Genomic DNA, 16,029 nt, shown 5'->3' with positions numbered 1-16,029 from the left:
GGTGGTCGGATTGCCCAGGCAAAGGGGTTATGGCCAGTGGTCGGTATCGCGGATGCGTGACGTGCGGGCTGTGTTATCCGATCCTGCCACGACCGTGGACTTGCTCACACCCAAGGCGATAGCCCGGATCATCGCGCAACAAGGGATCATGCCAGAAAAAACGTTGGCGATCATGCAGGTCTTTGGGCGCGCTCACCGGCGCCCGAATGATGCAGAAAGGCTTGATGCCATCACTGTGACAAAGCTTTTGCATTGCGCACTGCCGGGGCTAGATCTGAACGCCACACTTGCCGGGCTGGCCTCTTCTAAGGGGACAACGGCTGATACTATGGACGCGGTGCTGCGGCCGATTCTGTCTACATGGCGCGCGGCGGCGTTAGGGATTGATGCGGATCTCGGTCAGAGGGTCGAGGATGGGCTTCTGCAGGTGATCGTCGCAATCGAACAGCATGGGCTTGCGAACCTTGCTCTTGTAGAGCCGCTGGCGAATGCTGTGACACGCGATCTTGCCGAGTTGGACGCGAAAAGGTGCAAAGCCCGCGACATGCCGATTACGCATTGGGTGTCGCCTGCTTTCTTGGCGATTTTGCCTGTTGCCTATACTGGCGTATCGATGCTCGCCCATTTGGCAGAGATCCCGGATCTGCAAGAAAAGCTGCGGGTTCGTCCCGAGCTGCGCCCGGGTTATCTACGAGAGGTAGAGCGTCTGATGAACGCATTCCGATATGGGACGCGGCAAATCGGCCCGGCGGGGTTGGATCTTGGTGACGCATGGCTACCGCCTCGCAGCCTCGTTGTGCTGGATTTTGCTGCTGCGAACCGTGATCCTGCGCTATGGGATGATCCTGATCTATGCCTGCTAGACCGACCACGCCAACCGACTGCAACATTTTCCTTCGGTCCGCTGGCCTGTGTCGGAGGTCAGCTTAGTCGGCAGTTCTTGGGCAAGCTTCTGGATGCGGTGTTGGACACCGCACGTGTGTCATTGCCGGCGCTCGGCTCGCTGCCTGACCGGCGACCTACCAAATGGTCGATCGCACGGGGCTATGCCATGTGTCGGTTGCACATATCCGAGTTGTGATGCGCAAATGCGCTATGCAGGGAACTTTGCCCGAAGACGCCGGTCCACTTCCGCCCAGATTGTATCCAAGCGGCTTTGCCATGACAGCGACGCGCACAGGGCCGCAGGCAAGAATTGGCGCCCGTGATGTTCCAGCCTGTCAAGAGCGGCCTCGATTGCTGCCACGAATTCCTCCGCATCCTTTGCAATGGCCAAGTCGCCACGCAGATCGTCCAAGTTGGCAATGTCAGTCGATACGACTGGCACGCCAAATGTGCGGTAGACATAGACCTTGAGCGGGTTCATCCGGTCCGACAGGTCCGTGCGCTCGTGCGGAACAATCGCCACATCGAAGGCTGCGATACAGGCCCGCGCCTGTTCGTAGGGTCGGATGCCCAGCAGGTGCACGTTTGACAGCGCCTGCATCCGTTTGAGTTGCAAGGGACGGGACAGTTTACCAATCAGAACGATTTGCCACAGCGGCCTCGCCCGCGCCAGCGCTTCTACCAAGTCAAAGTCGAAGCGGTCGTCCATATTGCCGCAGTAGCCAATGACCGGGCCACCCAGACGGGTGATTTCTCTTGCTGCCATAGGCAGTCCGGTACGGGTGTCTATGCCGTTGGGCACCAGCAGGGGTGAGAGCAAGTCTTGCTCCAGGCTTTTGGCCATGGGGGCGCAGTTGGCGATCGCCACGTCCACCGTTTCAGCCATGTAACGATAGTTCGTCTCTACGTACCGGCGCTTTTTTTCGGACAGGGGCCAGCAGCGCTGATCGTCGATATAATCCCCGATGATGAAGGGAAAGCGAAGACGCCGCTGAACATGTTCGAACCCGTGGACCACCGGACAGACCCAAGCCATGCAATTGTCACGCATGTCCAGATCATCCAGCCATGCCTCAACCGCGTTGGGGAAACTTTCAGGACCGTGGACCGGCCGCCCCAGTAGGGTGTGATTATTTTCTCCAACGAGAAAGCTTCGGCGGTGAATATTGCCTTCGTCTGCAAGGCCGCTCATCCGTGCCAGCGCGGCCGCCGATACCATTTGCCGCTCGGATTCACTTGGGGAACGCATGGGGTTTGTGTTGAACCTGAGATCAGTCACCTTAAACGGTGCGTCGATATGTAGAATGCGCCCGATCTCTGGCCGTAGTGACAACTCGCGCAGTAACATGTCCTGCCGACGGCCGTAGAGCCCGGAATCGTTTTGTTTCCAAAAGAAAGCCACGTTGATCGGACGGTCCGGGTCAATATGCTGGGCAACTGTACTGGATCGCGCCAAAAACGGAGTGCAAATCTCCGCCACCTCGGGTGGCAGAACCCCGGGCATTTCACGGCGCAGAAAAGACAATAACCTCGACATGTCAGGGTAATTTCGTGGTGAAGCTGCTCGAGCCGTCGTGATGGCCTGAAGCGCGCGTGGCCGATTTGCCTCATAGGACATTTCGGAGGCGAAGAATGGGTGTGCGCCCCCTGGCTGGCGGTCGGCGGCGATAGCCGCAGAGAGACGGGCAGTCAGATTGTCGGTCTTACTTATCGACATCGCGGCGCCGGCGGCTATCACATCCGCCACCGGCCCTGTATCGGTGATGAGAACCGGGGTTCCCACCGCCACCGCATCGGTCAGCTTGGCAGGGGTCTGGGTTTGCGAAATCGGGCTGTCGCAATCCTGCAGCAATACCACGACATCCGCCACCGCATTCAGATCCAGAACACGCGAAAATGGTTGAACACCGATCCGTCGCAGACGCAGACCCGGAAGCGTGGCAAGTTCGCGTTCCATCTCCGGGTCCGCCACAGACCCGACAATACATAGCACCACTTCGGGACGCTTCAGGGCGGCCACAGCATGTGCAAGCTCAATTAGCCCTTTGTGCCGTCGGGGTGTGCCCAAGAACAAGACCACTTGGTCCGAAGACGCAAAGCCCAGTTCATTGCGCGTGGCATCGCGCCGGTTTATCGCCCTTTCGGCGTCACTCTGGCAGCGACCGTGGCGAATCAGTGTGGCGTCGTGATGAGATGCCAAAACTGGGTTGCAGGCCGTAACCCCGTCGACGAATGGCAGAATCCCCAATCCAAGTTCCGTCCAGAACCGGCCTTGCGGGCGATCCCAGTCGTGTGGAGTGAATGCTTCGAGAAAGCTGTCCAAATCCCGCGGCGCCTCGCCTTTGACGAACGCCAGTTCATCGTCATCCAGATCGCATATAATTCGAGCGCCCAGAATTTCCCGATAGAGGAGGCCAATCAGCAGCCCTGGGAAACGCGGTTTCGATACCCATACTGTTCCTGCAGGCCAATCCCGCACCAACCGGAGCGCGCCTTCTATCAGGTGACGAAAGTAAGGAGCACGCCAACCGAGGATGGGCACGCGGCGATCGCCCTCGGCCAGTGGCGGCCAAAGAGTGTCGCCGTGGACGGGAAACATTGGTCCAGCCATGGCGGTTGGTACTGCGTCGCATATTGTTTCGGCGAGTGTGATGCCGCGCCCGGCAACGTTGTGAGCAATGTCCCAAGATACAACGAGAACCCTGTCTTTGGGTGCAGCATCCATGAATCGCGAAGGCTCTGTCGCTGGCCATACCTCGAGCTCGACCGGAGCAGTCCAATCGCGTTCGAGCGCGTATTCGGCCTTCGCTTGGTCCAGACGGATTTTCACCGATTTCTGATCCGGCATCCGGGTCTGAGCCTCACGGAAGAGTTCGATAGCACGGCCAAACTCAAGCCGCGCCATGGCCAAGTCGCCCTCGACCATCGGGGTCCACTGAAATTCAGGAAAGGTACGCCGAAGATGCTGCAGATAGTCCTGCGCTTGATCCAAATGTCCCATCCGGAGCGCTATGCCCGCAAGGCGGATCAGAACGGTGCGGTGTGGCGGATGGTGCTGCATTGCAGCTTCGTACAGTTCAACCGCCTCTGCATAGCGTTGTGCTTGGTAAAGTTCATCCGCCTCTAGGACCAGCGTCTCAAGCCGTGGGGGGGATTGAGGATCGCCTCCCACACATGGCACGGGTCTCGTCATCGCAACCTGGACTCCTATCGAATGGGCGGGCTTTGCCGGAGACCCTGATGCGCGCGTGGCCTGGTCCTCCTATTGCCATTACACTGGTGATCCGCCAAAAGAATGGCAAGTCGATTATCCCGCTGCGGTCGAAAAGTCCGGCCCAAAGCACAGGCCGGTTGAGCCATCTGGAGTGAGAAGATGCCAAGAGCGCTCCCTCGCCGTCTTGCCATATTTGGCACTTTTGATGTGGAAAACTATGGCGACCTGTTATTCCCTCTGATAGCGCAGCAACGTCTTTCTGCCGCGGGAATCGAGGTGGTTGCAGTATCACCCACTGCCAACGCGACACGATACAATGACGCGCTTTCACCTATCTCTCAGACCGAGTTTGCCCGGAATGCAGACAGGTTTGACGGTGTCTTGATTGGCGGTGGTAATATCATCCATACCAACGAATTCGCGTTGCCGAATTATACGGCAACTGCCTATCCTGCTCTTTGGGTCGGGGCGACTGCCCACGCCGTGCGACACGGGTTGCCCGTCATTTGGAACAGTCCGGGTGTCTTGCTATCAGGCGAGGACGAGACCTCGCCCGACTGGTTGCGGCGAACGGTAGCTGCAGCAGATCGGTTCGTCGTCCGCGACAGCGACAGTGCAGAGGCTTTGGCGAAGTGGTCAGGTCGGCGACCCGCATTAATGCCCGATACAGCATTGGATCTCGCGCGACTCTGGCCGTCCGGGATGATGAAGGACAGGTTTCGCCGGATCCGAGCGAACCTCAATATACCTGACGACGTGCGAGTCGTTGCTCTGCACGTCAAAGAGCGCAGCCTGAATGGACTCGACCTCACTGCTTTTACAAAGTCACTTTCGGCAGCGCTCCGAGACAACGGGGCGGTTGCGATACTCCTTGCGATCGGGCGATGCCACGGAGATCACAGGGTTGCGCAATCGATCCATCACCTCGCGCCCGACTGTACTTTTTCATTAGATGAATCGACCGCCTTAGCTGACATCGCTGCCGCGATTGCAGGCGCAAATGCCTATCTTGGTGCATCACTGCATGGGCATATAACTGCTGCGGCCTATGGGGTGGCATCTCGGCTCGTAGCCGTCCCCGCGCTCTACAAGTTCATGGGACAGGCGACGCAGATGAACCGCATGGGTGATGTTGTCTGCAGCTGGGCTGAAGCGCTAGAGGCATTGACCAAGGTACTGACGCAGTCGTCACAGCCCTTGCCCCAAGATGTCTCGGAGAAACTTGATGCCCATTGGAATGACGTAACGAGGCTTTTGACCGCAGGGCGCAAACATCCACGCCGTGCGGATGTCTTTCCGGGTTCTGATCTGGACGCTTCGCTTGAAATTGCTATACGCCATGCAAGAGCAGCGCGACCACGGGGCACGGCGTCGATGCCAGACCCGCTGCACGCCCGTCACATTCGGAAAGGAAATCTCGTGACTGAAAACACTCAGATGAAATGGGATAGTGCAGTCATCGACCGAATGATCTCGGAGGGCAACCTAGACGCCGCCGCAGAGCAGATCGCCATCATGCTCGGCCAGGTTCCCGATTTTTTGCCTGCACGTCTGGCAGAGGTGCGCGCAACGCTTGCACAAGGCGACGCGGCCCGTGCGATAGAGCTTGCTGCAGACCTGTCCAGCAAGAGGCCAGAGAACTCTTGGGTCTGGCTTGCCAACCTGCAAAGCCTGTTGGCGGGTGCTCGGCATCAAGAGGCAATCACTTTGTTTCTTGATGGTCTGAACCGGCTGGAATTTGACGAATCGTTGATGATCACGGCTCTCAACGATCTACTCACCTCCGTGCCGCCAAAGCAGCAGGTATCGTTTCTGAAGTCTGTTCATGCGCAACGACCTGAGAGCACAGTGGTCCAGCTTCGGCTTGCGATGCGTGCGTATGCCAGTGGGGATCGCGGCCTCGCGATTGATATGCTCGATCGGGCGGAACAGGCGGGACCGCTGCCCGCATACGCCGCCCGTGTAAAAAGCCAGCTCTTGCCGTTCGCGGGTACAATGGACGCGGCGACCGACCACTTGCTTTCGAATTGGAAAGCGGGGGTGGAGAATGTTGAAATTCTATGCCGCCTCTGCCGGTTCGCGGCTGCAGCCGGACGTTTCGACGTAACTGAAAATGCGCTGCGCCGGACACTCGAACTGTATCCTCTGGAATGGCGTTCAATTTACCGGTTGAACCGAGTGTTTCTCAGCCATGCAGAGGATGCTGCGATTTTTCAGCAGCTTGCAGTGCTGGATGCAACGCAAAAACCCGGCGCGAACTGGCGCTTGCAGTTTGCTCTTTTCGCCTTGCGCGCAGGGCAGGAAGACTTTGGCAGAGCTGCGCTCGAAGGCCTTGCAGGCGATGATGCAACGGGGCCCACGGCGCGCAGCCTTCTGGCCGCGCTCGATGCTCTTGGCGCCGCTGCTCCTCGCGCGCCGGTGATCGCCGACGCTCATGTCCGCGTTGTGGAGAAAGCTGACGCTCGTGGTACGCTTATAGTGTTCGGCGGGTTCCTTGGCGGGCTAAGCCATGTAAACGATCGGTACCTCGACGCACTTTTGGCTAAACTCCCCGCGAATATTGTTTACCTTCGCGATCCTTACGCAAGGGTCTATCTGAACGGAATCCCAGACCTTGGTTCAGACGAGCACCAGATGCAGTCGGCGCTGTTGCGTCTTGTTGCAGAGCTTGGCGGCGGCAGACTCATCACGATGGGTGGTTCTGCTGCAGGTTATGCTGCCTTGCGGTCGGGATTGGCGATTGGCGCGGACAAAGTTATCTCGCTCGCTGGCTTTGTAACGCCCGGCCCAGTGGGTCAGGGTGAACCGATCCACAGTCAGCGGGGGATGGAGGAACTATTTGAGACTGATCTTGACACCTTTGACCTGTGCGCGGCATTGGCTGCCCAACCTAAAACCCGCCTGATCCAGGTTATTGGCGGTGCCTACGCGCCGGACGTCGCACGCGCGCAGGCTCTGGATGGTCTCGACAACGCGCAAGTCCACGTCATGCAAGGTGTCGATACACATCATGTGGCACTTCCAGCCATCGCGGATGGCACGCTCAGACGACTGCTGGAAAATGCGTTTGAGGTGTAGGCAGCGTGAGGGTGGATAGGGCGCTGTTCAGCCCATCCCAACTATCGGCATGACTTACGCACAAGGCAGATGGAAGATTCGTCGGTTGGTTTTGGGTCTCGGCAGTGAGGCGCACGACCGTCGTCGACGGATTGGAGTGATTTGCTGCAATTGCAGTTGCGTGAGCAATTTTGGACGTAGTTTAGAGCAGGCAGCCGGTAGTTCGCATGCGATGCGCGTCTGTCGCGCTCACGGGGTTATCCTGACAGCATGGCGATGAAATCAAAGACGCTTGGCAACATAGTAAAGAAACAGCTTTTAAGATTCTAATTTTGCTGTGAGATACACCGGGTATCACCGCGCGAAAAGTGGTCTTGAAGGTGGGCTGAACGACAAGCCAATTCATTGAGATTTTGAATTCTATATATAAAATGATTTTTATTGGTGCCCAGGAGAGGACTCGAACCTCCACGGCCTTGCGGCCACTGGCACCTGAAGCCAGCGCGTCTACCATTCCGCCACCTGGGCAGGTGTCGTGAAGCAGGCGTTTATCGCTCGGCTATCATAGTGTCAACGGCGATTTTACTGGTTCCTTACAATTGCCATATCATCTTGTCCAAACCGCGCGAGGACGGTAGGAAAGAGAGCGAAAGCTCATAGCCCCGGAGTCCTAAATGTCAAAGCTTGTCACCATCTACGGCGGATCAGGATTCGTGGGCCGCTATATCGCACGGCGCATGGCGCAGGCCGGCTGGCGGGTCCGCGTGGCGGTACGCCGTCCGAATGAGGCGATGCATGTCAAACCTTATGGTGTTGTCGGTCAGGTGGAACCGGTTTTCTGCAATATCCGCGACGATGCCAGCGTGCGGGCGGTCATGCAGGGAGCCGATGCGGTGGTGAACTGCGTGGGCACGTTTGAGCGCAAGGGCAAGAACAGCTTTGAGGCGGTTCAGGCCAAGGGCGCCACTCGGATCGCGCGGATTGCGGCAGAGGAAGGCGTGGCGCATTTGGTGCATGTGTCCGCGATTGGTGCGGATGCGGCCTCTGATAGCGAATACGCCCGGTCTAAGGCTGCGGGTGAGGCGGGCATTCTCAAGTATTTTCCGGAGGCCGTGATCCTGCGCCCCTCAGTGATCTTTGGGCCCGAGGATCAGTTCTTTAACCGGTTCGCGGGAATGACGCGGTTTGGCCCTGTTTTGCCCGTTGTGGGGGCTGATACACGGTTTCAACCGGTCTATGTGGATGACGTGGCGCAAGCCGCCGTGTTGGGGGCCATGGGCCGTGCCGCGCCGGGTGTATACGAGCTTGGCGGTCCAGAAGTGGCGAGCTTTCGTGCCTTGATGCAGCAGATGTTGCAGGTGATCCGACGGCGGCGTTTGATCGTGAACATTCCCTTTGGCGTGGCCGGGTTGATGGCGAGCGTGATGGAATTGGTCCAGACCGTGACGCTGGGTGTCGTTCCGGCGCAGATCACGCGGGATCAGGTGCGTAGCCTGCGGCGTGATAATGTTGTGGCCGAGGGGGCCAAAGGCTTTGACGCGCTTGGTATTGTGCCGGTTGCTGTGGGCGCCGTGCTGCCAGATTACCTCTGGCGGTTCCGTCCGGCGGGGCAATATGCGGCGATCAAGGAATCGGCCAAGAACCTGCGCGCGCGCTGACCCTCAGCTATAGGCGATGGCCAGCAGGGCCACACCCAGAATCAGGCGGTAGACGACATAGGGCGTAAAGCTGACGCTGCGCAGCAACCGCATCATCAGGCTAAGCGCCAAGAGCGCTGCGACAAAGGCGAAGGCCGCCGCGATGGCCCCGTCACGCAGCAGGGCAACATTGGCTTGCATTGCCGCATCCGCACCGAGCAAAACGCCACTGGCGATGATCGTGGGCACCGACATCAGCATCGACAATCGCGCGGCATCGGCGCGCGCATAGCCCATGAGCCGTGCCCCGGTGATGGTGATACCCGATCGGGACGTGCCGGGGATAAGCGCGATGACCTGCCACAGACCCAGCAGAATGGCGTCGCGCATCGTCCAATCTTCGCCAGAGCGTTCTGTCGTGCCAGCCTGATCCGCCCAATAGAGCAGCGCGCCGAAGATGAGCGTGGCCCACCCGATTACGGCAACCGAGCGCAGTGCGTCATTGAGCCCTGTCAGTTTGAGCAGCAGGCCCGCTGCCATGACCGGGACGGCCGAGATGATCAAGAGCAGGGCAAGCCGCGCGCCGGGCGTGTCGGCGCGCCCTGTGAGCAGGCGTGGCAGGCCAAGGATCGCGCTGCTCAGATCAGACCAAAAATAGAGGATGACGGCAAAGAGCGTGCCCACATGCACCGCCACGTCGATGACCTGACCCTGATCCTGAATATGCAGGAGATTCGGCAAGAGGATCAGGTGACCTGACGAGGAAATCGGCAGAAACTCGGTTATTCCCTGCACGATGGCGACGAGTAAAATGTGAAAAAGCGCCATTGAGCCTGTCCTGAGCCTGTTTTTAAACTCCTATAAAGCATTGTGTTTCAAAGGCAAAGTTGATTGTAGGTCCGAATCGGTGTTAATTTGTGAAGGATTTTCGACAGGAGCGTACGGGCGGTTTGTAATTAATTCATAATAGGTCATAGTTTATGACTTTTAATTTCAAAGGGAGTGCTGTAAACCTGCGCGACAGCAGATGACTCGAGAGGATAAGCCGTGGCGAAGCAACCCATGCTGAAATTCGTGACCGTGGGTCGGGACATGCCCGAGAAACGCGGCGCCGAGGATCGGCGGCAGGATTTCCATGAAATCTATGCCGAGTTTGCCGATGCCAAGGCCAAAGAGCAGGCGGGGCGATGCAGCCAATGTGGCGTGCCCTATTGCCAGAGCCATTGTCCGTTGCACAACAATATCCCCGACTGGCTGCGTCTGACAGCTGAGGGGCGGCTGAAAGAAGCCTATGAAATCAGCCAGTTGACCAATACGTTTCCCGAGATCTGCGGTCGTATCTGCCCGCAGGATCGGCTGTGCGAGGGCAATTGCGTGATCGAGCAGTCGGGTCACGGGACGGTCACGATTGGCGCGGTGGAAAAGTATATTACCGACACAGCCTGGGAAGAAGGCTGGGTTGAGGTGATCAAGCCTGCGGCGGAACGCATTGAATCCGTTGGTATTATCGGCGCGGGGCCGGGTGGTCTTGCGGCTGCTGACGTACTGCGTCGGGCGGGGGTGCAGGTCACGGTTTATGACCGCTATGACCGGGGCGGCGGGTTGATGACCTATGGCATTCCCGGTTTCAAGCTGGAGAAAGACGTGGTGATGCGCCGCGTCGCGCAGCTGGAACAGGGCGGCGTCAAGTTCGTGCTTAACTGTAATGTGGGAAGCGACCTTAGCTTTGACGAAATTCGCAGCAAACACAATGCGTTGCTGATTGCGACCGGGGTCTACAAGAGCCGCGATCTGGAGGGGCCCGGCGCGGGGGCCAAAGGCATCGTGCGGGCGATTGATTATCTGACGGCGAGCAATCGTGTCTGCTTTGGCGATGTGGTACCGGAGTATGAAAGCGGCGAGTTGAACGCGGCGGGCAAGCGAATTGTTGTGGTTGGTGGTGGTGATACCGCTATGGATTGTGTCCGCACAGCGATTCGGCAGGGCGCGACCTCTGTTGCCTGTCTCTATCGTCGGGATCGTGACAACATGCCCGGCAGTCAGCGCGAAGTGGCCAATGCCGAGGAAGAAGGCGTTAAGTTTGAATGGCTTAGTGCGCCGGTCGGGTTCGTGGGTGACCCGGTAACAGCCGTCAAGGTGCAGAAAATGCGGCTTGGGGCACCGGATGCCACGGGGCGTCAGAGCCCGGAACCGATCGAGGGTGCGATTGAGGATGCCCCTGCCGATCTGGTGATCAAGGCGCTTGGGTTTGAACCTGAGGACCTGCCAAGCCTTTGGAATCAAAAGGAACTGGAAGTCACCCGCTGGGGAACGGTCAAGGCTGAGTTCACCACCGGGCAAACCGCGATGGAGGGTGTTTTTGCCGTGGGCGATATCGTGCGCGGTGCATCTCTCGTGGTTTGGGCAATCCGGGATGGGCGGGATTCGGCCAAGGCCATTCTTGACTATCTCAATGCAGCGCAGGCCGTTGCTGCCGAGTGAGTAAGGGCGCCAACCGTACGTTTGTGCGGTTGGAACGTACGGTTCACCTCTGTGATGAGGCGAGACAACATAACAGCGCAGATTTCCGCGCGACAGGGCAACAGACCTGACCCACCGGGTAAAGGAAGGGTAAAGACCGATGACGACATTTGATCTTAACTGGGCAGAAGAACAACAGGCCAAGCGCGAGTGGCTGGCCGAGAACGGGATGTATGCCGAGGAAGAGGAACATTCTTCTTGCGGCGTCGGTCTTGTGGTGTCGATTGACGGCAAACCAAGCCGCACGGTGGTAGAGGCCGGGATCAACGCCCTCAAGGCGATCTGGCATCGGGGCGCGGTCGATGCCGATGGCAAGACCGGCGACGGTGCGGGCATTCATGTGCAGATCCCGGTGCCGTTCTTTTATGATCAGATCCGCCGCACCGGGCATGAACCGCGCGAGGGCAACCTTGTCGCGGTTGGACAGGTGTTTCTGCCGCGGACCAATTTTGGCGCGCAGGAACAGTGCCGGACCATCGTGGAAACCGAAGTGCTGCGGATGGGCCACACGATCTATGGGTGGCGGCATGTGCCGGTGGATATTTCCTGTCTGGGGGAAAAGGCCAACGCAACCCGGCCCGAGATCGAACAGATCCTGATTTCCGACGCAAAGGGGCTGGATGAGGAATCATTCGAGCGCGAACTGTATGTTATCCGTCGCCGGATCGAAAAGGCGGTGCAGGCGGCCGGGATCATGGGATTCTACATGGCAAGCCTGAGCTGCCGCAGCATCATCTATAAGGGTATGATGCTGGCCGAGCAGGTGGCGGTGTTTTACCCTGATCTGCTGGACGAGCGGTTCAAGAGCGCCTTTGCCATTTATCATCAGCGCTATTCGACCAATACATTCCCGCAATGGTGGTTGGCGCAGCCGTTCCGCATGCTGGCGCATAATGGCGAGATCAATACGCTCAAGGGCAATACCAACTGGATGAAGAGCCATGAGATTCGCATGGCGAGCGGTGCCTTTGGCGATCTGGCTGAAGATATCAAGCCGATCATCCCGCAGGGATCGTCGGACAGTGCTGCCCTTGATGCGGTGTTCGAGGTCTTGGTGCGCGCCGGGCGGTCCGCGCCGATGGCCAAGACCATGCTGGTGCCTGAATCGTGGTCCAAGCAGGCCGAGGAACTGCCGCAGTCGTGGCGCGATATGTATTCCTATTGCAACTCGGTGATGGAGCCTTGGGATGGTCCCGCCGCGCTGGCGATGACCGATGGCCGCTGGGTTTGTGCCGGGCTTGACCGTAATGGTTTGCGTCCGATGCGCTATGTGGTGACGGGTGACGGGCTGGTGATTGCCGGGTCCGAGGCGGGAATGGTGCCGATCGACGAGCGCACGGTCAAGGAAAAGGGCGCGCTGGGGCCGGGGCAGATGCTGGCCGTGGATATGACCGAAGGCAAGCTCTATCACGATTCAGAGATCAAGAACCGGCTGGCGGATGCACAGCCCTTTGGCGAATGGGTCGGCAAGATCAACGAACTGGACGATGCGCTGGCGGTGGTGAGTGAGGCACCGCTCTATACCGGGGCGGAGCTGCGCAAGCGGCAGATTGCTGCCGGGTACAGCATCGAAGAGCTGGAGCAGATCCTTGCGCCGATGGCCGAGGATGGCAAAGAGGCGATTGCCAGCATGGGCGACGACACGCCGAGCGCCGTTCTGTCCAAGCAGTATCGCCCGTTGAGCCATTTCTTTCGGCAGAATTTCAGCCAGGTGACGAACCCGCCGATCGACAGCTTGCGCGAATACCGGGTGATGAGCCTCAAGACGCGGTTCGGCAATCTCAAGAACGTGCTCGATGAATCGAGTGCGCAGACCGAGATTCTGGTGCTGGAAAGCCCGTTCGTGGGCAATGCCCAATGGGCAGAGATGATCAAGCAGTTCAACGCCGATGTGACCGAGATCGACTGCACCTTTGCGCCGGGCAAGACCGCGCTGCAAGATGGGCTGGAGCGAATTCGGGCCGAGGCCGAAGATGCGATCCGTTCAGGCACCGGGCATCTGATCCTGACGGATCAGAACCAAGGCGAGACCCGGGTTGGCATGCCGATGATTCTGGCGACTAGTGCGGTGCACAGCCATCTGACGCGCAAGGGATTGCGGACCTTCTCGAGCCTGAATGTGCGCTCTGCCGAATGTATAGACCCGCATTATTTCGCGGTTCTGATCGGCGCCGGGGCGACCGTGGTCAATGCCTATCTGGCCGAGGACAGCATTGCCGACCGGATTGCGCGCGGTCTGATCGAGGGCAGCCTGACCGAGGCGGTGGCGCGGTATCGCGCGGCGATTGATCAGGGCCTGCTCAAGATCATGTCGAAGATGGGGATCTCGGTGATCTCCTCTTATCGCGGCGGTCTGAATTTCGAGGCGGTGGGTCTGAGCCGCGCGATGTGCGCGGAATATTTCCCGGGACTGACCAGCCGGATCAGCGGCATCGGTGTGTCGGGGATTCAGGCCAAGCTGGAACAGGTGCATGGTCGCGCCTATGCTGGCGCGCAGGATATTCTGCCGATTGGCGGGTTCTACAAGGCGCGGAAATCCGGCGAGACCCACGCTTGGGGTGCGCAGACGATGCATATCCTGCAAACCGCCTGCAACAAGGCGAGCTATGAGCTATGGAAGCGGTATAGCGCCGCGATGCAGGCCAATCCGCCGATTCATCTGCGCGATCTGATGGCGATCAAGCCATTGGGCAAAGCGATCCCGATCGAAGAGGTCGAGAGTGTGACCGCGATCCGCAAGCGGTTTGTGACGCCGGGCATGAGCCTTGGCGCGCTCAGCCCTGAGGCGCACAAGACCCTGAATGTGGCGATGAACCGGATCGGTGCGCGCTCGGACAGTGGTGAGGGGGGTGAAGATCCGGCACATTTCACACCAGAGGCCAATGGCGACAACCCCTCTGCGAAAATCAAGCAGGTGGCGTCTGGCCGGTTTGGCGTGACGGCGGAATATCTGAACCATTGTGAAGAGCTTGAGATCAAGGTTGCGCAAGGCGCCAAGCCCGGTGAGGGTGGGCAATTGCCGGGCATGAAGGTGACCAAGCTGATTGCACGGCTGCGGCATTCGACCGAAGGTGTCACGCTGATCAGCCCGCCGCCGCATCACGATATTTATAGTATCGAGGATCTGGCGCAGCTGATTTATGACCTCAAGCAGATCAATCCGACGGTCAAGGTCTGTGTCAAGCTGGTGGCGCAATCGGGCGTGGGCACGATTGCCGCCGGGGTGGCCAAGGCCAAGGCGGATGTGATCCTGATTTCGGGCCATAATGGCGGCACCGGGGCAAGCCCCGCGACCAGTATCAAATACGCTGGTCTGCCGTGGGAAATGGGCCTGACTGAGGCGCATCAGGTGCTGAGCATGAACAATCTGCGTGAGCGGATCACGCTGCGCACCGATGGTGGCCTGCGCACGGGTCGTGACATCGTCATGGCGGCGATGATGGGGGCCGAGGAATACGGCATCGGCACTGCCGCGTTGATTGCCATGGGCTGTATCATGGTGCGTCAGTGCCAGAGCAATACCTGTCCGGTCGGGGTTTGCACGCAGGATGAAGTGCTGCGCGACAAGTTCACAGGCAATGCCGAGAAGGTTGTGAACCTCATCACCTTCTATGCGCAGGAAGTGCGCGAACTGCTGGCCAGCATTGGCGCACGCAGTCTGGATGAGGTGATCGGGCGGGCGGATTTGTTGACGCAGGTCAGCCGCGGCTCGGCTCATCTTGATGATCTCGATCTGAACCCGATGCTGATCACCGTCGATGGGGCCAAGAACATCCGCTATGACCGCAACCGTCCCCGCAACGAGGTGCCCGATACGCTGGATGCTGAGATCGTGCGCGATGCGCAACGGTTCCTGAACGATGGCGAGAAGATGCAATTGCATTATGCCGTGCAGAACACGCATCGGACGGTGGGCACGCGGGTTTCCTCTCATATCGTGCGCAAGTTCGGCATGCGCAACAGCCTGCAACCCGATCACCTGACGGTAAAGTTGACCGGCAGCGCCGGGCAATCTCTGGGTGCCTTCGCGGCACCGGGCCTTAAGATCGAAGTTTCGGGCGATGCCAATGATTACGTCGGCAAGGGCCTGTCGGGGGGAACGATTGTGGTGCGCCCGCCGATGGCAAGCCCGCTGGTGGCATCGCAAAACACGATCATCGGCAATACCGTGCTCTATGGTGCAACTGACGGCTATCTCTTTGCCGCTGGACGCGCAGGCGAGCGGTTTGCCGTCCGCAATTCCGGGGCCAAGGTGGTGATCGAGGGCTGCGGCAGCAACGGGTGTGAGTATATGACCGGCGGGATTGCGGTGATCCTCGGGGATATCGGTGCCAATTTCGGTGCGGGCATGACCGGTGGCATGGCCTATATCTATGATCCTGACGGTCGCGCGCCTGCCTTGGTCAATGGCGAAACTCTGGTCAGTTGCGCCGTAACAGAGCCGCATTGGGAAGCCGAGTTGGAGAGCTTGATCAAGCGGCATGTGGCCGAGACCGGAAGCCAGAAAGGGCAGGAAATCCTGCAATACTGGGACCGGGAGCGGGCGCATTTCATCCAGCTTTGCCCCAAGGAGATGCTCAACAGGCTGAGCCATCCTCTGGGTATGACACCAGAGGCTATTCCGGCGGAATAGAGACAGAATCCGGGGGCTGTGCCCCCGGACCCCCGGAGTATTTCCGCCAAGAAGAAGGCTCGGTGCGCCAAAGGTGTTTTGTG

General features: G+C 59.0%; 7 protein-coding genes and 1 tRNA gene. 5 read left to right on the top strand and 3 right to left on the bottom strand.

Translation table 11 applies throughout. The features are described from left to right. Positions 1–52: 52 nt before the first annotated feature. The gene (locus ACN0SW_RS05390) at positions 53–1,081 is read left to right on the top strand and encodes a hypothetical protein (protein WP_417726883.1); all 1,029 of its coding nucleotides are present in this window, start codon (positions 53–55) and stop codon (positions 1,079–1,081) included. A gap of 12 nt (positions 1,082–1,093) precedes the next feature. On the opposite strand, the gene ACN0SW_RS05385 is transcribed toward ACN0SW_RS05390, so the two are convergent. Continuing rightward, positions 1,094–4,078 (bottom strand): glycosyltransferase, encoded by a 2,985-nt coding sequence (locus ACN0SW_RS05385; protein ID WP_417726882.1) that lies wholly within the window; start codon positions 4,076–4,078, stop codon positions 1,094–1,096. 180 nt (positions 4,079–4,258) lie between these two features. On the opposite strand from ACN0SW_RS05385, the gene ACN0SW_RS05380 reads away from it, so the two are divergent. Continuing rightward, positions 4,259–7,177, top strand: a complete 2,919-nt coding sequence (locus ACN0SW_RS05380; RefSeq protein ID WP_417726881.1) for a polysaccharide pyruvyl transferase family protein — start codon at positions 4,259–4,261, stop codon at positions 7,175–7,177. A gap of 421 nt (positions 7,178–7,598) precedes the next feature. Here ACN0SW_RS05380 and ACN0SW_RS05375 read toward each other — a convergent pair. Continuing rightward, a tRNA-Leu gene (locus ACN0SW_RS05375) sits at positions 7,599–7,684 on the bottom strand. 146 nt (positions 7,685–7,830) lie between these two features. Here ACN0SW_RS05375 and ACN0SW_RS05370 point away from each other — a divergent pair. Then, positions 7,831–8,814, top strand: a complete 984-nt coding sequence (locus tag ACN0SW_RS05370; RefSeq protein ID WP_417726880.1) for a complex I NDUFA9 subunit family protein — start codon at positions 7,831–7,833, stop codon at positions 8,812–8,814. A gap of 3 nt (positions 8,815–8,817) precedes the next feature. On the opposite strand, the gene ACN0SW_RS05365 is transcribed toward ACN0SW_RS05370, so the two are convergent. Then, on the bottom strand, positions 8,818–9,621 hold the full coding sequence (locus ACN0SW_RS05365) for an undecaprenyl-diphosphate phosphatase (protein WP_417726879.1): 804 nt from the start codon (positions 9,619–9,621) through the stop codon (positions 8,818–8,820). A 219-nt stretch (positions 9,622–9,840) separates the two neighbouring features. Between ACN0SW_RS05365 and ACN0SW_RS05360 the strand changes: the two genes are divergently transcribed. Together ACN0SW_RS05360 and gltB are read left to right on the top strand one after the other, a co-directional pair. Next, complete coding sequence (locus tag ACN0SW_RS05360) at positions 9,841–11,274, top strand: NAD(P)-dependent oxidoreductase (protein ID WP_417726878.1); 1,434 nt, start codon at positions 9,841–9,843, stop codon at positions 11,272–11,274. 139 nt (positions 11,275–11,413) lie between these two features. Beyond that, positions 11,414–15,946 carry a glutamate synthase large subunit gene (gltB, locus tag ACN0SW_RS05355; protein ID WP_417726877.1) on the top strand — a complete coding sequence of 1,511 codons (4,533 nt, stop codon included), beginning with the start codon at positions 11,414–11,416 and terminating at the stop codon, positions 15,944–15,946. The last annotated feature ends 83 nt before the right edge of the window (positions 15,947–16,029 follow it).

It is taken from the genome of Roseovarius sp. (assembly GCF_048262375.1).
Lineage (GTDB): Bacteria > Pseudomonadota > Alphaproteobacteria > Rhodobacterales > Rhodobacteraceae > Roseovarius.
This window is presented reverse-complemented; position numbering and strand designations above follow the sequence as displayed.